Origin of the sequence: Mycolicibacterium thermoresistibile, from assembly GCF_900187065.1 — a bacterium.
Lineage (GTDB): Bacteria > Actinomycetota > Actinomycetes > Mycobacteriales > Mycobacteriaceae > Mycobacterium > Mycobacterium thermoresistibile.
The window spans coordinates 4,479,440-4,497,476 of the sequence record NZ_LT906483.1; the positions used below are offsets into that span (position 1 = coordinate 4,479,440).

The following is an 18,037-nucleotide window of genomic DNA, read 5'->3' on the forward strand; positions in this document are numbered from 1 at the left end:
TCTGCGAGGCGGTCAGACCGCGTTGCGTTGTTTGCGCTGCGCGGCGAAGAAGTCCGCCCAGGAAACCACCTCAGGATGCTGTTTGAGCAGGGCTCGACGTTGGCGCTCGGTCATTCCACCCCAGACGCCGAACTCGACCCGGTTGTCGAGGGCGTCGGCGCCGCACTCGAGGATGACCGGGCAGTGCCGGCAGATCACCGCTGCCTTGCGCTGCGCGGCACCGCGGACGAACAGTTCATCGGGGTCGGTCTGCCGGCACCGGGCGCGGGACACCCACGCAATCCGGGACTCCGACGAGGTACTGGGTTTGAAACCAGGGGCAGTGGACTTGCTCCTGCCGGGTGCGGGCCGATTGCTTGACACCAGCGATCCCTTCTTCATGACCGTTCGAGGCGGTCCTTTCTACCTCGGCGTAAATCGTAATGCGATCTACGCCACATTGCCCAGCGGATTGTTACGTTAATCGCACTGTGCATAGAAGCTACGTGGTCAGCGCTGGTTTATGCAAGACGGAGACCGGCACAATTTTGGGACGAGCGTGCAGGGCCAGTCACTTCCGTTACTCGCGCACCTCGCCGTGACGCCGGATTCGCGGTATCTGCACAGCTCGGCAGATCAGGTCCGCCACCGTCGCTACGCTGTACGTCATGCCGGAGGATCCGCCGACCGCCCCGACTGAATCGACCCGGGCGGCCACCGTCATCAAGCTGGCCTGGTGTTGCTTGCTGGCGGCCGTGATCGCCGCTGCGCTGATGTTCCCCGTCGTGGGGGGCATCGGGCTGTTGTCGAACCGCGCGTCCGACGTGGTGGCGAACGGCTCGGCGCAGCTCGTCGAAGGCGATGTCCCGGCGGTGTCGACGATGGTCGACGCCGAGGGCAATCCGATCGCCTGGCTGTACAGCCAGCGCCGCTGGGAGGTGCCCAGCGAGGAGATCGCCGACACGATGAAGCTGGCAATCGTGGCGATCGAGGACAAGCGCTTTGCCGAGCACAACGGTGTGGACTGGCAGGGCACGCTGACGGGCCTGACCGGGTACCTGCGTGGCGACTCCGACACTCGCGGCGGCTCCACGCTGGAACAGCAGTACGTGAAGAACTACCAACTGCTGGTGGTCGCCCAGACCGACGCCGAGAAACGCGCCGCGATCGAGACCACCCCGGCCCGCAAGCTGCGGGAGATCCGGATGGCGCTCACCCTGGACAAGACGCTGACCAAGCCTGAGATCCTCACCCGGTACCTGAACCTGGTGTCGTTCGGCAACGGCGCGTACGGCATCCAGGACGCCGCCCAGACGTATTTCGGCATCAACGCCTCGGAGCTGGACTGGCATCAGGCCGCGTTGTTGGCCGGGCTGGTGCAGTCCACCACCGCGCTGAACCCGTACACCAATCCCGACGGCGCGCTGGCCCGGCGCAACCTGGTGCTCGACACGATGATCGACCAGCTGCCCCAGGAGGCCGAGGCGCTGCGCGCCGCCAAGGAGCAGCCGCTGGGCATCCTGCCGCGGCCCAACGAACTGCCCCGCGGCTGCATCGCCGCCGGTGACCGGGCCTTCTTCTGCGACTACGTGCTGGAGTACCTGGCCCGGGCCGGGATCAGCAAGGAGCAGGTCGCCAAGGGCGGGTATCTGATCAAGACCACGCTGGACCCCGAGGTGCAGCGTGCGGTGAAGTCGGCGATCGACCAGTACGCGCGTCCCGACGCCAACGGCGTGGCCAGCGTGATGAGCGTGATCCGGCCGGGTAAGGAGTCGCACCCGGTGCTGGCGATGGCGAGCAGCCGGCACTACGGGCTGAACTCCGAGGCCGGCGAGACCATGCAGCCGCAGCCGTTCTCGCTGGTCGGTCACGGCGCCGGGTCGGTGTTCAAGATCTTCACCACGGCCGCGGCGATGGAGATGGGCATGGGGATCAACACCCAGCTCGAGGCGCCGGCGTTCTTCCAGGCCAAGGGGCTCGGCAGCAGTGACACCCCCGGCTGCCCGGCGGCCACCTGGTGTGTGCGCAACGCCGGCAGCTACCGCGGCTCGATGAACGTCACCGACGCGCTGGCCACCTCCCCGAACACGGCGTTCGCCAAGTTGATCTCGCAGATCGGCGTGCCGCGCACCGTCGACATGGCGGTCCGGCTGGGGTTGCGGTCCTACGCCCAGCCCGGCACCGCCCGCGATTACGACCCGAACTCCGACGAGAGCATCGCCGACTGGGTGAAGCGGCAGAACATCGGCTCGTTCACGCTGGGCCCGATCGAGGTGAACGCGCTGGAGCTGTCGAATGTGGCCGCCACGCTCGCCTCGGGCGGGGTGTGGTGCCCGCCGAACCCGATCGACAAGGTCTACGACCGGCACGGCAACGAGGTGTCGGTGACGACCGAGACCTGCGAACAGGTCGTCCCCGAGGGGCTGGCCAACACGCTGGCCAATGCGATGAGCGAGGACGACCGGGGTGCCGGTACCGCGGCCGGCGCCGCCGCGTCGGTGGGCTGGGATCTTCCGATGTCCGGCAAGACCGGTACCACCGAGTCGAACCGCTCCTCGGCGTTCTTGGGCTTCACCAATCAGCTGGCCGCCGCCAACTACATCTACGACGATTCCAACAGTCCCGGTGAGCTGTGTTCGTTCCCGTTGCGGCGGTGCGGGTCGGGCGACCTGTTCGGCGGCAATGAGCCGGCTCGCACCTGGTTCGCCGCGATGAAGCCGATCGCCGAGAAGTTCGGCCCGGTGGCGCTGCCGCCCACCGATCCGCGTTATGTCGACGGCGGACCCGGCTCCCGGGTGCCGAGTGTGTCGGGGCTGAGCGAGGAAGCCGCGCGGCAGCGTCTGCGCGACGCCGGTTTCCAGGTCGCCGACGGGGTCGCGACCGTCAACAGCAGTGCGCGGCGCGGAACCGTGGTGGGCACCAACCCGTCCGGGCAGACCATTCCCGGGTCGATCGTGACGATCCAGGTGAGCAACGGCATCCCGCCGGCTCCACCACCGCCGCCGACGATCCGGGTGCCCGACATCCCCGGCGGGCCGCCACCCCCGATCGGCCAGACCGTGGTGGAGATCCCGGGTCTGCCGCCGATCACGGTGCCGGTGCTCGGGCCGCCGCCACCGCCACCGCCGCCGCCGTGATCGACGGGCCGTGCTCGGTGGGCACCGGCTCACCAGCACCGGCTCATCGGCACCGGCTCACCAGTACTGATGCGGGTGCACGGGCCCGTCGCGCCGTAGCGCAGTAGGCTGCCTGCATGCCCGTTGCATCATCCCGATCGGTTGCGCGGAAGTCGGCAGCGCTGGCCGTCGGCTCGCTGGCCGCCGGAATCGGTTACGCGTCGTTGATCGAACGCAACGCGTTCACGCTGCGTGAGGTGACCATGCCGGTGCTGGCGCCGGGCTCGACGCCGCTGAAGGTGCTGCACATCAGCGACATCCACATGCGGCCGACCCAGCGCCGCAAGCAGGCCTGGCTGCGTGAGCTGGCCCGGTTGGAGCCGGACCTGGTGGTCAACACCGGCGACAACCTGGCGCACCCGAAGGCGGTGCCGACGGTGGTGCAGGCACTGAACCCGCTGCTGTCGCTGCCCGGGCTGTTCGTCTTCGGCAGCAACGACTACTTCGCGCCGCGGCTGAAGAACCCGCTGAACTACGTCGTCAAACCGTCGCACCGGGTGTTCGGCGAACCGCTGCCCTGGCAGGATCTGCGGGCGGCGTTCACCGAGCGCGGCTGGCTGGATCTGACCCACACCCGCCGCGTCATCGAGGTGGCGGGGTTGCGGATCGCCGCGGCCGGGGTGGACGATCCGCACCTCAAACGGGACCGCTATCCGACCATCGCCGGGCCGGCCGACCGCACCGCCAATCTGACGCTGGGCCTCACCCACTCCCCCGAGCCGCGGGTGCTGGACCGGTTCGCCGCCGACGGCTACCAGCTGGTGCTGGCCGGGCACACCCACGGCGGTCAGCTGTGCCTGCCGTTCTACGGCGCGTTGGTGACCAATTGCGAACTGGACCGGTCGCGTGCCAAGGGCGCGTCCCGATGGGGCGCGAACATGGCGCTGCACGTGTCCGCCGGCATCGGCACCTCGCCGTACGCGCCGGTGCGGTTCTGCTGCCGCCCGGAGGCAACGCTGTTGACGCTGGTGGCCGCGCCTAGCGGCGGCGCGGACAGCGGATCGCATGCCGGCCGCGCCCATCCCACCGTCTCGGCGCAGAAGACCACCGGTTGATGGGACGCGGGGCGGTGGGCCGGTCGACGGCCGGCGCGTCCCGCACCCAGCCGCGGGAGTGGGTGCACCGCGCGATCCGGTTGATCGAGGCCGATGCGCGGCGCAGCGCCGACACCCATCTGCTGCGCTACCCGTTGCCGGAGGCGTGGCGCTCGGCCGATGTGCAGCTGTATCTCAAGGATGAGAGCACGCACATCACCGGCAGCCTCAAGCACCGGTTGGCGAGGTCACTGTTCCTCTACGGGTTGTGCAACGGCTGGATCGGTGAGCACACCACGATCATCGAGGCGTCGTCGGGGTCCACGGCGGTGTCGGAGGCCTACTTCGCGGCGCTGCTGGGGCTGCCGTTCATCGCGGTGGTCCCGGCGTCGACGAGCAGCGCCAAGATCGAACTCATCGAAGCCCAGGGCGGGCGGTGCCATTTCGTCGCGGAACCGTCCCAGGTGTACGCCGAGGCGGAGCGGCTGGCCGAGGAGACCGGCGGCCATTACCTCGACCAGTTCACCAACGCCGAGCGGGCCACCGACTGGCGCGGGAACAACAACATCGCCGAGTCGATCTTCCAGCAGATGAGCGCCGAGCCGCATCCGATTCCGGAGTGGATCGTGGTGGGCGCGGGCACCGGCGGCACCAGCGCCACCATCGGGCGGTATGTGCGCTACCGCTGTCACGACACCCGGTTGTGTGTGGTCGACCCGGAGAACTCCGCATTCTTCCCGGCGTATGCGCAGGGCCTCGACGATGTGGTCACCACCGAGTCGTCGCGGATCGAGGGCATCGGCCGGCAGCGGGTGGAACCGTCGTTCCTGCCCGGGGTGGTCGACCGGATGATCGCGGTGCCCGACGCCGCGTCGGTCGCCGCGGCGCACCATGCCAGCCGCGTGCTGGGCCGCCGGGTGGGACCGTCGACCGGCACCCATCTGTGGGGTGCGTTCACCCTGCTGGCCGAGATGGTGGCCGAGGGGCGCCGTGGTTCGGTGGTGACGTTGCTGGCCGACAGCGGCGACCGCTATCACGACACCTACTTCAACGACGAGTGGCTCACCAAGCAGGGCCTCGACGTGTCGGCGGCCGATGCGGTGCTCGACGAGTTCGAGCGGTCCGGCCGCTGGCCGTGATCCCCGGTCAGATACAGCCACAGCGCCGCTGCGACGAAGAATCCGATGTAGAGGGCGGCTCCCAATGTTGTCATCCCCGACGCCTCCCTTCCCGCATGCGTCAGGCCAGCTGCGATCACGTGGCTCAACGTCGGGCGGCGCCGGTTTCTTCCCGGCTTCTCGGTACTTCTCCGGGACTTCTCCGGGACTTCGACGGGGTGAGGGGAAACCCGTTTGGCTTCCCGCCGCAGCGGTGCGATACCCTGTCATAGCTTCATCGGGGTGTGGCGCAGCTTGGTAGCGCGCTTCGTTCGGGACGAAGAGGTCGTGGGTTCAAATCCCGCCACCCCGACTCGGTGATTTCACGAGAGGCCCGCTCCTCGGCCTGGTAACCCAGGCGGGAGCGGGTTTTTCGTTTTCATGTGGTTTTCATGCGGTTTCAGTGGCACCGGTCGCAACAGTCGCAGCCGCATGTGAGTGTGCTGTGGCTGCGATGAATGTCCGCCGGCTGACGTGACGGTGTCCCGGCTGTCGAGAATCGGCCGAATAGGCCCGGTGGCCGCACCCTCAGCACAGCCGCCACACATCCGGCGCACCACCCACACGGTCGCGACAGCACCGACACACTCGCGGCGGCGGATGCACTCGGCGCGGACCTTCCTCGACGTTGCGGGACCGTCAAAAGCGTTTGACGAACGTCGAGGTGGGGAACGATAGAGGCCGTGACCGTGCCTTCTTTGCCCTCGACGTCCGCGGCCCCCCGGAAGTTCGCCGAACCCCGCCTGCCGACCGCGGTCGGGCCGTTGTCCGCAGCGGTGATCAACGTGCTGGCCGAACGTCCGCCCCGCCGCACGTTGATCCGCATCGACGCGCCGATCGGCGACGCCGACCCGTACGGGCTGGATCTGCAGCTGGCGCTCTACACCTGCTACGAGTTGCACTACCGCGGCTTCGCCGGCGTGGACCCGCGTTGGGAGTGGAATCCGGCGCTGCTGCACCTGCGCGGTCAGCTCGAGGACGCGTTCCTGGCCGCGGTGCGTCGCGACGTCGGGCCGATCGAATCGGACGTCACCGCCGCCGACGAGATGGAGCGGCTGGCCCGCGAACCGGTCGACGGCCATCCCGATGCGACCGGCCCGTCGTACCACCTGCGCGACTCCGGCACGTGGGAGCAGATGCGGGAGTACTTCATTCACCGCTCGCTGTATCACCTCAAGGAGGCCGATCCGCACGCGTTCGCGATCCCCCGGCTGATCGGGCAGGCCAAGGCGTCGTTCGTCGCCGTGGAGTTCGACGAGTACGGCGGCGGCCGCGGCCCGCGGGTGCATCAGGAGTTGTACGCCGATCTGCTCGAGGCCGCCGGCCTGGACACCACCTACCTGGGCTACATCGACGCCGTCGGCGCCGACACCTTGGCCACGGTCAACCTGATGTCGTTGTTCGGGTTGCACCGGGAGTTCCGCGGCGCGGCGGTCGGGCATTTCGCCTCCACCGAGATCACCTCGTCGCCGGGGTCCCGCCGGCTGGTCCAGGCATTGCAGCGGCTCGGCGCACCCGAGGCGTGTATCGCGTTCTACGCCGAACACGTCGAGGCGGACGCCGTGCACGAGCAGGTGGTGCGCACCGACGTGGTCGGGGATCTGGTGGCGCGGGAGCCGCGGCTGGACCGCGATGTGGTGTTCGGGATCCGCGCGCATGCGGTGGTCGAGGACCGGCTTGCCGGGCATTTGATGGCGTGCTGGAACGCCGGCCGCAGCTCGCTACGTCACTGAGTGACGTCAGTTCTGGGTCGCCGCGCTCTGGGACACCGCGTTCTGGGGCACCGCGTTCTGAGCCGAGCTGTCGGCGGGCGGTTTCTGCCGACGGCGGTGGCTGGTGTCGCACAGCGGATAGTTCTTGCTGCGCCGGCACGTGCAGATCGCGACCATGAACCGGTCGGACTCGACCACCGCGCCGTCGGGCAGCTCGATACACACCGGGCCCTCCACCAGGATCGGTCCGTTGGGCACCACCCGCACGATGCGGGCCTCGCGAGCGGTCACGGCTTGTCCGCCCGGATCACCACGAGTTGTTCCTCCCGACGCCCGGGATCGAGCATGCCGAGACGTTCCAGGAACGCGGCCCGGGCGGTGAGCACCGGGCCGAAGGGAATCCACTGCTCGGCAATGACTTCGGCGTTCAGCCCGCCGGTGCGCAGCGCGGCCAGGCTCTGGTCGACTCCGGAGAACTCCGAGTGCACCACCAGCAGCGATCCGCCGTCGGCCAGCAGGGCCGGCGCGGCGGCACACAGCGGATCGAGCACCATCCGGCCGTTCTGGCCGGCGTTCCAGGCCTGCGGCGGGCCGGCGTGCGGGGGAATCCGGTCGGTGTCGTCGTCCCCGCCGTGCGGCACGTACGGCGGATTGCACACCACGGTGTCGTACGGCCCGAACTCCACCGCGCGGGCCCACGAGCCCAGCCGGACGTCGACGTCCACACCGGCGGACAGTGCGTTCGCCCGGGCGCAGCGCACCGCGCGGTGGCAGATGTCGAAGGCGCTGACGTGGAACGCTCCCTGCCTGGCGGCGTTGATCGCCACCACACCGCTTCCGGTGCACAGATCGACGACTCGACGGTCGACGGCCAGCCCGGTTCGGTCCAGCACATCGACGAGCAGCCGGGAGTCCTCCTGCGGGGCGTACACGCCCGGTGGGGCGGAGATACCGCCGGACCGGCCGGCGGTATCCAAAGCGTCGCGGACATCGGTGTATGCGGTTGTCACATCGGCCTTTCGACGGTCCAGCAAGCTCATCATCGAGCTACGCGGGAACTAATGCCCTGTTTGACCGCGGTTGAAACGCGCCGCGACGTTTGCCGACCGGCGGGCCCGGGCACCTGAGACACATGAGTGCCTCTGACCTTGCCGCCCTACCCGTCCGGTTGGGGTCCGCGATCCGGCACCGCCGCCTGTTCCATCCGGCCGGGGTGCTGGCCGGCGGAACCCTCGAGCGGCTCGCCGCGCCGGGTGACGGTCTGCCGATGGTGTCCGGCGAGGTCATCGGCCGGGTGTCGAAGGGCATCGGCCTGCCGGGGTCGGTCCCCGACATCGTCGGCCTGGCCTGGCGGATGCCCCCGCACCCGCCGCCGGGCCCGCCGTGGGACGTGCTGTTGGCGTCCACCACGGGCGGCCCGCTGGGCCGGCTGCTGCTCCGCCCGGCGATCGGCTGGACCGGCGTGACGACGTCGAGCCTGATGCCGGTCCGCTACGCGGGTGGCACCTGGTGGCTCCGCGGCCGGGTGGCGTCCGTCTTCGAGCAACCCGGTCTGTCGCTGGACGCGGTCGCCGAACGCATCGCCGACGGCGGCATGGTGTTCGACATCGAGCAGGCGGCCGGCACCGGCCGGTTCCGCCCGCTGGCCCAGCTCACCCTGCACGACCTGATCACCGGGCGCGAGGTGTCGTTCGACCCCGTCCTCAACACCGCGCCGGGGGTGCAGTTGTTGCCCGGGTGGTTGGCCGATTTCCGGCGGGCCGCCTACCGGCGCAGCCGCGAAGGCCGCTCAGCCGAGTGATCCGGCCGATGATCCGGAGGGGTCGTCAGGCGGTGGGTTCCTCCCCGCTCTCGACCACGTCAGGGGCCTGTTCCCGGGTGGCCATCCCACCTTCGCGGCCCTGATCGGTCGGGCCTGGGCGGCCACCCTTCGGCTCGTCCTTCGGGGCGTTCTCCTCGTCGTAAATACCCTTACCCTTGGGCATCCTCATCCTTTCCTTTCGGGTGAACCGAGCGGATCGCGGTTCACCGGGGAGCCGCGGCACGCAACTTGTCCAGCAACGCTTCCGCGGCCTTCTCCAGGAACAGGTCCTGGTTCTCGTCGCCGATCTGGATCAAACCGATGTCGGTGAACCCGGCGTCCCAGTAGGCGCGCACCGCCTCGACGATGGCGTCCAGATCCGGTCCGCACGCGATGGCCGCGGCGGTGTCCTCGGGCCGGACGAACTGCGTCGCCCCGGCGAATCCGGCGGTGGTCGGCAGATCCGAGTTCACCGCCCAGCCGCCGGCGAACCACCGGAACTGCTCGTGGGCCCGCTCGACGGCGGCGTCGCGGTCCGGGTCCCAGCAGATCGGCACCTGCCCGAACACCCGCGTCTCGACCGGTAGCCCGGTGGCGCGGCGCAGGTGATGCCAGGACCCGACCAGGCCGGCGTCGGGTTCGGTGGTCACCAGGTGGTCGGCGATCGGGGCGAACATCTCCACCGAACGGTCGCCGGACACCGCGACCGCGATCGCGACCGGCACTTCCGGGATGTCCCACAGCCGGGCCGAATCGACCTCGAAGTATTCACCCTTCCAGTCCACGACCTCACCGCTGAACAGCCCGCGGATGATGGTGATGGCCTCACGCAGCATGTCGTGCCGCCGCGCCACCGTCGGCCATCGCCGGCCGACGACGTGCTCGTTGAGGTTCTCCCCGCTGCCGAGGCCGAGAGTGAACCGCCCGTCGGCCAGGATCTGCAGTGTCGCGGCCTTCTGGGCGACGACGGCCGGGTGGTACCGCATCGTCGGGCAGGTGATGAAGGTCAGCAACTCCACCCGGTCGGTGGCGTGCGCGACGGCGCCGAGCACACTCCAGGCGTACGGGGCGTGGCCCTGTGCGGCCAGCCATGGGGAGTAGTGGTCGCTGCACAGTTCGAAATCGAACCCGGCCCGCTCCGCCGCCACCGCGTAGCGGATCAGATCCTTCGGTCCGCTCTGTTCGGTCAGCAGGGTGTAACCAAAACGGGTCATGGCCCCTGGGTGCCCCGCGGCCGGCCCGGACAAACGGCTACAACCGGGCCTTGACCGCCTCCGCGAGCCGGGCGCCGTCCACCTTGCCTGCCGCGATCGCGGTCGCGGCCTTCATCACCTGACCCATCTGCCGCTTGCCGGGCCGTTCCCCGAGTTCCTCGGCGACCTGGGCGATGGCGGTGTCCACCACATCGGCCAGCTCGGCTTCGGTCAGTGGAGGCGGCAGGTATTCGTCGATGACCCGCATCTCGGCGTGTTCGGTCGCGGCCAGCTCGCCGCGCCCGCTCTGGGTGTAGATCTCCGCGGCCTCGCTGCGCCGGCGGGACTCGCGGGCCAGCACCTTGATCACGTCCTCGTCGGACAACTCGCGCTGGGTCTTACCCGCCACCTCCTCGGCCTGGATCGCCGCCAGCACCATCCGTAGCGTGGCCGTGCGCAGCCGGTCCCGCGACTTCATCGCGGCGGTCAGGTCTGCGCGGATCCGTTCTTTGAGTTCCGCCATGGTGCAACGCTACTGTCCGAGTCCGCGACGCGCGCCCGTGTGCGTTGTCAATTTCGATCGTGATCGCGAGGATGGACGCCATGAGCAACGACGCCGGCGGGTATCCACCGCCCGACCCGCCGCCGGGTCCACCGCCGGCCGGTCCGCCGCCGGCCTACCCGGCACCGGGTTACGGACCGCCGGCCTACCCGGCACCGGGTTACGGACCGCCGGCCTATGACACCCCGGGATACGGACCTCCCGGGAGCTACCCGCCTGCCGGCCCACCACCCGGCTATCCGCCGGGATATCCGCCCGGATGGGGTGCGCCCCCACCCATCCCGGTGAACCCGATGGCGCCGATGCGCCAGACCGCTCTGAAGCCCGGCGTGATTCCGTTGCGTCCGCTGACGCTGTCGGACATCTTCAACGGCGCGGTGGCCTACATCCGCACCAATCCCAAGGCGACGCTGGGGTTGACGGCGATCGTCGTGGTGGTCGCGCAACTGCTCGCACTCGTCCTGCAGATCGGGTCGCTGGCCGCCACCGGTGATCTCGTGTCGAGCGTGCGGGGTGACGATGTGTCCACCGTCGGGCTGTCCTGGGCCGATCTGGCCAGCGTCACCACCGCGGTCGCCAACACGCTGGCGCTGCTGGTGCTCAGCGGCATGCTCACCGTGGTGATCGGGCGTGCGGTCTTCGGCGCCGGCATCACGATCTCGGAGGCCTGGGAACGGTTGCGGGGCCGGCTGTGGGCATTGATCGGGTTCAGCGTGCTGGAGCTGCTCGCCGTGGTCGTCATCGTCGTGCTGGCCGTCGTCATGGGTGCCGCGCTCGCCGCGGCCGGCGGAGCGGGCGCCGGGGCCCTGATCGTGCTGCTGTTCCTGGGCACCGTGGCGCTGCTGGCCTACCTGGCCACCGTGCTCAGTTTCGGTCCACCGGTGATCGTGCTGGAACGCCTCGGTGTGTTCGCCGCGATAGCCCGCTCATTCGGTCTGGTCAGGAATTCGTTCTGGCGGGTGTTCGGCATCCGGCTGCTGGCCTGGCTGGTCGCCGGGGTGATCTCGGTCGCGGTGGCGGTGCCGTTCAGCGTCGCCGGCGGATTGTTCGGGCTGAGCGCCGACTCGTCGGCGCTGGCGATCATCTCGCTGACCCTGATCGCGATCGGCGGTGCGGTGGGCCAGATCATCACCACACCGTTCAACGCCGGTGTGATCGTGCTGCTCTACGCCGACCGCAGGATCCGCGCCGAAGCGTTCGACCTGGTCCTGCAGACCGGCGCGACGGCCGGCCCGGCACATGCCGAATCCACCGACCAGCTGTGGCTGCCCCGACCGACCACGCCGTGGGCGGCGCACCACCCACGATGACCCCCGACACCGAACCGACCTGACGTGCCGACCATAGACATCGAACGCGACACCGCCCGGGACGCCGCGGAAGCCGAACTGGCCAAACCGATCTACTCCGGCCCGTCTCTGCTGGAACGGTTGAGCGACTGGCTCGACCAGCTGCTGTACCGGATCGCGATGGAGGGTGCGTCACTGCCGGGCGGCTGGTTCACCCTCAGCGTGCTGTTCCTTCTGGTCGCCGCGGCGATCGTGATCACGGTCCGGGTGGCCCGCCGCGCCATACGCACCGGCCGGACCGAGCCCGCACTGTTCGACACCCGGGAACTCACCGCCGCCCGACACCGCGCCACCGCCGAACAGGCTGCCGCAGCTGGAGATTGGGCTACGGCCATCCGGCACCGGCTCCGCGCGGTGGCCCGCCAGCTCGAGGAGACCGGAGTGCTCACCCCGGTCGCCGGACGCACCGCCACCGAACTGGCCCGCGACACCGGCGTCCTGCTCCCCCACCTCGCCGGCGAGATGCGCCGTGCCGCCGAGGTGTTCAACGACGTCACCTATGGCGACCGGGCGGGCACCGAAGCGGCGTACCGGATGATCGCCGACCTCGACGAGCGGATCCGCAACCGGCCCCCGGTCGGGACACCGACGGCAGCCGCGCCGGCCGGCAGTGGATGGGCGGAGCTGCGATGAGCCGGCCTTCCACCGCGGTCGGGCCGACCCTGCGGGAGCGGTGGCGCACCGCCCGTTGGGTGGTTCTGGTCGTGTCGGTCCTCGCCGTGGTCGCGGTGCTCGGGGTCCTGCTGAGCCCACCGCAGTCCGGCGGCCGGATGGATCCGGAGGCCACCACTCCCGAGGGTGCGCACGCGCTGGTGACCCTGCTGGACGAGCAGGGGGTCGAGGTGGTGACCGCCGGAACCGTCGACGAGGTCGTCGACGCCGCCCGTCCGGACACCCTGCTGGTGCTGGCCCAGTTGTTCTACCTCGACGAAGATCAGCTGCGCCGCCTCGACGGCCTGCCCGGCGACCGGCTGCTCATCGCCCCGTCCGCACGTGCCCGCGAGATCCTCGCACCCCAGATCCGGACCGACGGTCTGCTCACCTTCGGCGGGACACCGGACTGCGATATGCGCGAGGCCACCCGCGCCGGGGACGTGAACTTCGGGATCGCCGAGACCTTCACCGCCGCCGACGATTCCGATGTCGACCTGACCCGCTGCTACGACGGCGCGGTGGTGCGTTTCACCGACGGTGACCGGGTCACCACGGTGGTCGGCAGCAGCGGCTTCATGTCCAACGGCGCCCTGGCCGACGGCGGCAACGCCGCGTTGGCGCTGAACCTGGCCGGCACCCAGCCCCGGGTGGTGTGGTTCGCGCCGCAACAACCGCCGGCCGAATCCACCGGGGATGCGGCGCTCTCCGATCTGATTCCGGAACACGTCGGCTGGATCGTGTGGCAGCTGATCGTCGTGGTGGTGTTGCTGGCGTGGTGGCAGGGCCGCCGGCTCGGACCGCTGGTCACCGAACCACTTCCGGTGGTGGTGCGCGCCTCGGAGACGGTGGAGGGCCGGGGCCGGTTGTACCGGTCGCGCCGCGCCCGCGACCGGGCCGCCGAAGCGCTGCGCACCGGCGCCGTGCAGCGCCTGGTGTCCCGGCTGGGCTTGCAGACGTCCGCCACCCCGTCCGAGGTCACCCTGGCGGTGGCCGCCCGCTCCGGCCGCGACCCCGCCGCGGTGAACCATGTTCTGTACGGACCGGTTCCGGCCACCGACGCCGACCTGGTCACCCTCGCCCACGAACTCGACGACATCGAAAGGCAGGTCGCACAATCGTGACGCAGCCCCCACCGCAGTCGGTGCCCACTCCGCCCACTCCGCCCCCTTCCGGCGCGTCTGCTCCCGGCGACCACAACGCCGCCCGCAACGCGTTGCTGGCCCTGCGGCAGGAGATCGCCAAGGTGGTCGTCGGCCAGGACGCCGTGGTCAGCGGTCTGGTGATCGCCCTGCTGTGCCGGGGACACGTGCTGCTCGAAGGTGTCCCCGGGGTCGCCAAGACGCTGTTGATCCGCACCCTGGCGGCGGCGCTGCAGCTGGATTTCAAACGGGTCCAGTTCACCCCGGACCTGATGCCCGGCGACGTCACCGGATCGCTGGTGTACGACGCCAAGACCGCCCGGTTCGAGTTCCGGCCCGGGCCGGTGTTCACCAATCTGCTGCTGGCCGACGAGATCAACCGCACACCGCCGAAGACGCAGGCGGCGTTGTTGGAGGCGATGGAGGAACGGCAGGTCAGTGTCGAGGGGGAGGCGCGTCCGCTGCCGGATCCGTTCATCGTCGCCGCCACCCAGAACCCGATCGAGTACGAGGGCACCTATCAGCTGCCCGAGGCGCAGCTCGACCGTTTCCTGCTGAAGCTGAACGTCCCGCTGCCGCCCCGCGATCAGGAGATCGCGATCCTCAGCCGGCATGCGCAGGGCTTCGATCCCCGCGATCTGTCGGTGGTGCGGCCGGTGGCCGGCCCCGCCGAACTGGCGGCCGGGCGGGAGGCGGTGCGTCAGGTGCGGGTGGCCGACGAGGTGCTGGGTTACATCGTCGACATCGCGGCCGCCACCCGGCAGTCCCCGGCGCTGCAGCTGGGGGTGTCGCCGCGCGGCACCACCGCGCTGCTGGCCACGGCTCGGTCCTGGGCGTGGCTGTCCGGGCGCGACTACGTCACCCCCGACGATGTGAAGGCCATGGCGCGGCCCACCCTGCGGCACCGGGTGATGTTGCGGCCGGAGGCCGAACTGGAGGGGGCCAACACCGACACCGTGCTCGAGGCCATCCTGGCGGCCGTCCCGGTCCCGCGCTGACGGTGGGACGATGATCGTCACCGGCCGAACTGCCCTGGTCGCCGCGGTCGCGATCCTGCCGATCGCGGTGTCGCCTTGGCCTGCAATGGCTTTCGCTGCCCTCCTGAGCCTGCTGGTGGTGGCGGTGGTGGTGGACGCCGCCCTTGCGGCCAACCCGCGGCAGCTGCTGTTCAGCCGCTCCGGGGAGAGCACTGCACGGTTGGGCCAGTCGGTGGACGCCCTGCTGGAGGTCGCCAACGGCGGAGGGCGCCGGCTGCGCGGCCGACTGCGCGACGCCTGGCCGCCCAGCGCCCGGGCCGAACCGCGGCTGCATGCGCTGCACCTCGATCCCGGGCAGCGGGTGCGACTGCGCACCACGCTGCGGCCGACCCGGCGGGGTGATCAACACTCGGCGCTGGTGACGGTGCGGACGTTGGGTCCGGCCGGTCTGGCCGGTCGGCAGCGGTCGCACCGGGTGCCCGGCCGGGTGCGGGTGCTGCCGCCGTTCCTGTCCCGCAAGCATCTTCCGGCCCGCCTGGCCCGGCTGCGGGACCTCGAGGGTGCGGTGCCGGTGCTGATCCGCGGTCAGGGCACCGAGTTCGACTCGCTGCGCGAGTACGTCGTCGGTGACGATGTGCGGTCCATCGACTGGCGCGCCACCGCCCGCAAGGACGACGTGGTGGTGCGCACCTGGCGGCCGGAACGCGATCAGCGGGTCGTCATCGCATTGGACACCGGCCGCACCTCGGCGGGCCGGGTGGGGGTCGACCCGACCGGCTCCGAACCGGGCGGCTGGCCCCGGCTGGACTGGTCGATGGACGCCGCGCTGCTGTTGGCGGCGTTGGCGTCCCGCGCCGGCGACCGGGTGGACTTCCTGGCGCACGACCGGGAACTGCGGGCCGCGGTGTTCAACGCGCCGCGCACCGAACTGCTGGCCAGACTGGTCGACGCGATGGCGCCGCTGCAACCGGCGCTGGTGGAATCCGACGCCTCGGCGCTGGTGGCTGAGGTGCAGCGGCGGGTGCGGCGCCGGGCGCTGGTGGTGCTGCTCACCGACCTCAACGCCAGCGCACTCGATGAGGGCCTGATGGGGGTGCTGCCGCAGCTGACCGCCCGGCACAAGGTGCTGCTGGCCGCGGTGGCCGATCCCCGGGTCGACCAACTCGCGGCCGGCCGGGCCGATGCGGCGCAGGTCTATGACGCCGCATCGGCCGAACGGTCACGCAACGAGCGGCGGGCCATCGCGATGCGGCTGCGCCGGCACGGCGTCGAAGTGGTGGACGCGCCGCCGGAGGAGCTGGCCCCCGCCCTGGCCGACCACTATCTGGCGATCAAGGCCGCCGGCCGGCTCTGAGCCGCCGGCCCATCAGCCCGCCGGGACGACATCGGGGGCGTCGGCGATGTCGCCGCTCTCCCCCGCCCGCGCCGCGCGGCGCCCGAAATACACGATGTAGGCCAGAAATCCGGCCTCGGCGATGATCCCGATGCCGATGCGGACGGCGGTGGGCAGCGGCGACGGCGTCACCAGCGCCTCGATCAGCCCGGCCACCGCCAACACCGCGACCAGCCCGATGGCGACCGACATCACCGCCCGGCCCTGTTCGGCCAGCACCTGGGTGCGGGGACGGTCCCCCGGCGCGATCACCGACCAGCCCAGCCGCATCCCCACCGCCGCCGCCAGGAACACCGCGGTCAGCTCCAGCAGGCCGTGCGGGGTGATCAGCCCCAGGAACACATCACCCTTACCCGCGTCGAACATCAGACCGGCCGACAATCCCACGTTGGCGGCGTTCTGGAACAGCACGTACGGGATCGGGATGCCCAGCAGCACCGCGAACACGATGCACTGTGCGGCCACCCAGGAGTTGTTCACCCACACCCGGAATCCGAACGACGCCGCGGGGTTCTCGCTGTAATAGGCCGCGAAGTCGTGATCGACCAGTTGTTCGATCTCCGCGGGGGTGCCCACCGCGGCGCGGACCTCCGGCGAACCGGCCACCCACAGCGCCACCAGCGCGGCGACGAACAGGAAGGCGATGGCCGAGCCCAGCCACCACCGCCCGGCGCGGTAGGCCACGACCGGGAAGGACACCGTCCAGAACCGGGTGAACTCGCTCCACAGCGGGGCGTGCGCGCCGGTCACCGCCGACCGCGCCCGGGCCACCAGGCTCGACAACCGGCCGACCAGCACCGGATCGTTGGTGGCCGACCGCACCATCGACAGATGGGTCGACACCCGCTGATACAGGTCGACCAGTTCGTCGACCTCCGCGCCGGAGAGCCGTCGCCGCCGTTTCACCAATTCCTCGAGGCGGTCCCAGGTGGGGCGGTGGGCCAGCACGAAGGCGTCGACATCCACCCGGCCGATCCTAGTAGCGTTGTGCGCTATGGCCATGCAGCCCGAGACGGTCGTCACCGGAGACGCCGTCGTCCTGGATGTTCAGATCGCCCAGTTGCCGGTGCGGGCGGTGTCGGCGCTGATCGACGCCGCGGCGATCTTCACCCTGTACGTGCTGGGCCTGATGTTGTGGGCGGTGGCGCTGGCCTCCTTCGACGACGCGCTCAGCGCGGCGGTGCTGATCGTGTTCACCGTGCTGACGCTGGTCGGTTATCCGCTGGTGTTCGAGATGGCCACCCGCGGGCGCACGCCGGGCAAGATGGCGATGGGGCTGCGGGTGGTGTCCGACGACGGTGGCCCGGAACGCTTCCGGCAGGCGCTGTTCCGGGCGTTGTCGTCGGTGATCGAGATCTGGATGTTCATGGGCGGCCCGGCGGTGCTGTGCAGCCTGATCTCGCCGCGGGGCAAACGCATCGGGGACTACTTCGCCGGCACCGTGGTGATCAGCGAACGGGCGCCCCGGCAGACACCGCCGCCCCCGATGCCGCCCCAGCTGGCCGGGTGGGCGGCCACCCTGGAGTTGTCCGGGCTGAGCGCCGACCAGTTCAATCTGGCGCGGCAATACCTCTCGCGGGCACCGCAGTTGGAGCCCGCGGTGCGCGATGAGATGGCGTACCGGATCGCCGCCGACCTGGCTCCGCGGATCTCCCCGCCACCGCCGCCGGGCACCCCGCCGCACCATCTGCTGGCCGCGGTGGTCGCCGAGCGGCACCGTCGGGAGCTGGCCCGGTTGCGCCCGCAGGCGGCGGTGCCCGCAGCGCCGGTCTGGTACCCGCCCCAGCAGCCCGGCCATCCGGTATATCCCGCCCCGCCGTACCAGCCGCAGTACCAACCACCGCAGCAGCCGGCGCAGCAGCCGCCGGATCCGTCCCCCGGCGGGTTCGTACCGCCGAGCTAGTTGTGATT

Annotated in this window: 18 protein-coding genes and 1 tRNA gene; 12 read left to right on the forward strand and 7 right to left on the reverse strand. The window is 70.4% G+C overall.

Going from position 1 to position 18,037, the window contains the following annotated elements; genetic code table 11:
* Positions 1-12: 12 nt before the first annotated feature.
* Complete coding sequence (locus CKW28_RS21290; protein WP_040546824.1) at positions 13-363, reverse strand: WhiB family transcriptional regulator; 351 nt, start codon at positions 361-363, stop codon at positions 13-15.
* A gap of 284 nt (positions 364-647) precedes the next feature.
* Here CKW28_RS21290 and ponA2 point away from each other — a divergent pair, with 284 nt between their 5' ends.
* The 5 genes from ponA2 to CKW28_RS21315 all read left to right on the forward strand — a co-directional run bounded on the left by ponA2 (position 648) and on the right by CKW28_RS21315 (position 7,079).
* The gene (gene ponA2, locus CKW28_RS21295; RefSeq protein WP_003925224.1) at positions 648-3,116 is read left to right on the forward strand and encodes a transglycosylase/D,D-transpeptidase PonA2; all 2,469 of its coding nucleotides are present in this window, start codon (positions 648-650) and stop codon (positions 3,114-3,116) included.
* 116 nt (positions 3,117-3,232) lie between these two features.
* Positions 3,233-4,210 carry a metallophosphoesterase gene (locus tag CKW28_RS21300; RefSeq protein WP_003925225.1) on the forward strand — a complete coding sequence of 326 codons (978 nt, stop codon included), beginning with the start codon at positions 3,233-3,235 and terminating at the stop codon, positions 4,208-4,210.
* On the forward strand, positions 4,210-5,328 hold the full coding sequence (gene cds1, locus CKW28_RS21305; RefSeq protein ID WP_050811941.1) for an L-cysteine desulfhydrase Cds1: 1,119 nt from the start codon (positions 4,210-4,212) through the stop codon (positions 5,326-5,328). Before CKW28_RS21300 ends, cds1 begins: the two co-directional genes overlap by 1 nt.
* 257 nt (positions 5,329-5,585) lie before the next feature.
* Positions 5,586-5,659, forward strand: a tRNA-Pro gene (locus CKW28_RS21310).
* 370 nt (positions 5,660-6,029) lie between these two features.
* Complete coding sequence (locus tag CKW28_RS21315; RefSeq protein WP_234784894.1) at positions 6,030-7,079, forward strand: iron-containing redox enzyme family protein; 1,050 nt, start codon at positions 6,030-6,032, stop codon at positions 7,077-7,079.
* Positions 7,080-7,085: 6 nt separating this feature from the next.
* Here the strand turns inward: CKW28_RS21315 and CKW28_RS21320 are convergent, their stop codons facing one another.
* Together CKW28_RS21320 and CKW28_RS21325 are read right to left on the reverse strand one after the other, a co-directional pair.
* Positions 7,086-7,349 (reverse strand): CDGSH iron-sulfur domain-containing protein, encoded by a 264-nt coding sequence (locus CKW28_RS21320; RefSeq protein WP_003925228.1) that lies wholly within the window; start codon positions 7,347-7,349, stop codon positions 7,086-7,088.
* Complete coding sequence (locus CKW28_RS21325; protein ID WP_040546828.1) at positions 7,346-8,068, reverse strand: HemK2/MTQ2 family protein methyltransferase; 723 nt, start codon at positions 8,066-8,068, stop codon at positions 7,346-7,348. Before CKW28_RS21325 ends, CKW28_RS21320 begins: the two co-directional genes overlap by 4 nt.
* A 122-nt stretch (positions 8,069-8,190) precedes the next feature.
* Between CKW28_RS21325 and CKW28_RS21330 the strand changes: the two genes are divergently transcribed.
* A complete protein-coding gene (locus CKW28_RS21330; protein ID WP_040546652.1) occupies positions 8,191-8,859 on the forward strand; it encodes a hypothetical protein in 669 nt (222 codons plus the stop codon).
* A 25-nt stretch (positions 8,860-8,884) separates the two neighbouring features.
* On the opposite strand, the gene CKW28_RS23980 is transcribed toward CKW28_RS21330, so the two are convergent.
* From CKW28_RS23980 to CKW28_RS21340, 3 genes are read right to left on the reverse strand one after another with little or no spacing between them, the layout of a single operon-like run.
* The gene (locus tag CKW28_RS23980; RefSeq protein WP_165483621.1) at positions 8,885-9,043 is read right to left on the reverse strand and encodes a hypothetical protein; all 159 of its coding nucleotides are present in this window, start codon (positions 9,041-9,043) and stop codon (positions 8,885-8,887) included.
* A 40-nt stretch (positions 9,044-9,083) separates the two neighbouring features.
* Positions 9,084-10,073, reverse strand: a complete 990-nt coding sequence (locus tag CKW28_RS21335) for an LLM class F420-dependent oxidoreductase (RefSeq protein WP_003925232.1) — start codon at positions 10,071-10,073, stop codon at positions 9,084-9,086.
* 37 nt (positions 10,074-10,110) lie between these two features.
* Positions 10,111-10,575, reverse strand: a complete 465-nt coding sequence (locus tag CKW28_RS21340) for a GatB/YqeY domain-containing protein (RefSeq protein ID WP_003925233.1) — start codon at positions 10,573-10,575, stop codon at positions 10,111-10,113.
* Positions 10,576-10,655: 80 nt separating this feature from the next.
* Here CKW28_RS21340 and CKW28_RS21345 point away from each other — a divergent pair, with 80 nt between their 5' ends.
* From CKW28_RS21345 to CKW28_RS21365, 5 genes are read left to right on the forward strand one after another with little or no spacing between them, the layout of a single operon-like run.
* Positions 10,656-11,924, forward strand: a complete 1,269-nt coding sequence (locus CKW28_RS21345; protein WP_040546830.1) for a DUF7847 domain-containing protein — start codon at positions 10,656-10,658, stop codon at positions 11,922-11,924.
* 24 nt (positions 11,925-11,948) lie between these two features.
* Positions 11,949-12,596, forward strand: a complete 648-nt coding sequence (locus CKW28_RS21350; RefSeq protein WP_003925235.1) for a DUF4129 domain-containing protein — start codon at positions 11,949-11,951, stop codon at positions 12,594-12,596.
* Positions 12,593-13,738 (forward strand): DUF4350 domain-containing protein, encoded by a 1,146-nt coding sequence (locus tag CKW28_RS21355; protein WP_003925236.1) that lies wholly within the window; start codon positions 12,593-12,595, stop codon positions 13,736-13,738. The genes CKW28_RS21350 and CKW28_RS21355 overlap by 4 nt, the downstream gene beginning before the upstream one ends.
* Positions 13,735-14,754 (forward strand): AAA family ATPase, encoded by a 1,020-nt coding sequence (locus CKW28_RS21360; RefSeq protein ID WP_081475480.1) that lies wholly within the window; start codon positions 13,735-13,737, stop codon positions 14,752-14,754. Before CKW28_RS21355 ends, CKW28_RS21360 begins: the two co-directional genes overlap by 4 nt.
* A gap of 10 nt (positions 14,755-14,764) precedes the next feature.
* Positions 14,765-16,087: a DUF58 domain-containing protein gene (locus CKW28_RS21365; RefSeq protein WP_003925238.1), complete on the forward strand. Its 1,323-nt coding sequence runs from the start codon at positions 14,765-14,767 to the stop codon at positions 16,085-16,087.
* Between the two features lie 12 nt (positions 16,088-16,099).
* Here the strand turns inward: CKW28_RS21365 and CKW28_RS21370 are convergent, their stop codons facing one another.
* A complete protein-coding gene (locus CKW28_RS21370) occupies positions 16,100-17,092 on the reverse strand; it encodes a stage II sporulation protein M (RefSeq protein WP_003925239.1) in 993 nt (330 codons plus the stop codon).
* Between the two features lie 28 nt (positions 17,093-17,120).
* On the opposite strand from CKW28_RS21370, the gene CKW28_RS21375 reads away from it, so the two are divergent.
* Positions 17,121-18,029 carry an RDD family protein gene (locus CKW28_RS21375; RefSeq protein WP_003925240.1) on the forward strand — a complete coding sequence of 303 codons (909 nt, stop codon included), beginning with the start codon at positions 17,121-17,123 and terminating at the stop codon, positions 18,027-18,029.
* Positions 18,030-18,037 lie beyond the last annotated feature (8 nt).

Excerpts from the sequence above, each read along its gene's own strand:
- CKW28_RS21375 (WP_003925240.1), top strand. The coding sequence starts at position 17,121 with ATGGCCATGCAGCCCGAGACGGTCGTCACCGGAGACGCCGTCGTCCTG.
- CKW28_RS21300 (WP_003925225.1), top strand. The coding sequence starts at position 3,233 with ATGCCCGTTGCATCATCCCGATCGGTTGCGCGGAAGTCGGCAGCGCTG.
- CKW28_RS21335 (WP_003925232.1), bottom strand. The coding sequence starts at position 10,073 with ATGACCCGTTTTGGTTACACCCTGCTGACCGAACAGAGCGGACCGAAG.
- cds1 (WP_050811941.1), top strand. The coding sequence starts at position 4,210 with ATGGGACGCGGGGCGGTGGGCCGGTCGACGGCCGGCGCGTCCCGCACC.
- ponA2 (WP_003925224.1), top strand. The coding sequence starts at position 648 with ATGCCGGAGGATCCGCCGACCGCCCCGACTGAATCGACCCGGGCGGCC.
- CKW28_RS21330 (WP_040546652.1), top strand. The coding sequence starts at position 8,191 with ATGAGTGCCTCTGACCTTGCCGCCCTACCCGTCCGGTTGGGGTCCGCG.
- CKW28_RS23980 (WP_165483621.1), bottom strand. The coding sequence starts at position 9,043 with ATGCCCAAGGGTAAGGGTATTTACGACGAGGAGAACGCCCCGAAGGAC.
- CKW28_RS21340 (WP_003925233.1), bottom strand. The coding sequence starts at position 10,575 with ATGGCGGAACTCAAAGAACGGATCCGCGCAGACCTGACCGCCGCGATG.
- CKW28_RS21365 (WP_003925238.1), top strand. The coding sequence starts at position 14,765 with ATGATCGTCACCGGCCGAACTGCCCTGGTCGCCGCGGTCGCGATCCTG.
- CKW28_RS21345 (WP_040546830.1), top strand. The coding sequence starts at position 10,656 with ATGAGCAACGACGCCGGCGGGTATCCACCGCCCGACCCGCCGCCGGGT.
- CKW28_RS21355 (WP_003925236.1), top strand. The coding sequence starts at position 12,593 with ATGAGCCGGCCTTCCACCGCGGTCGGGCCGACCCTGCGGGAGCGGTGG.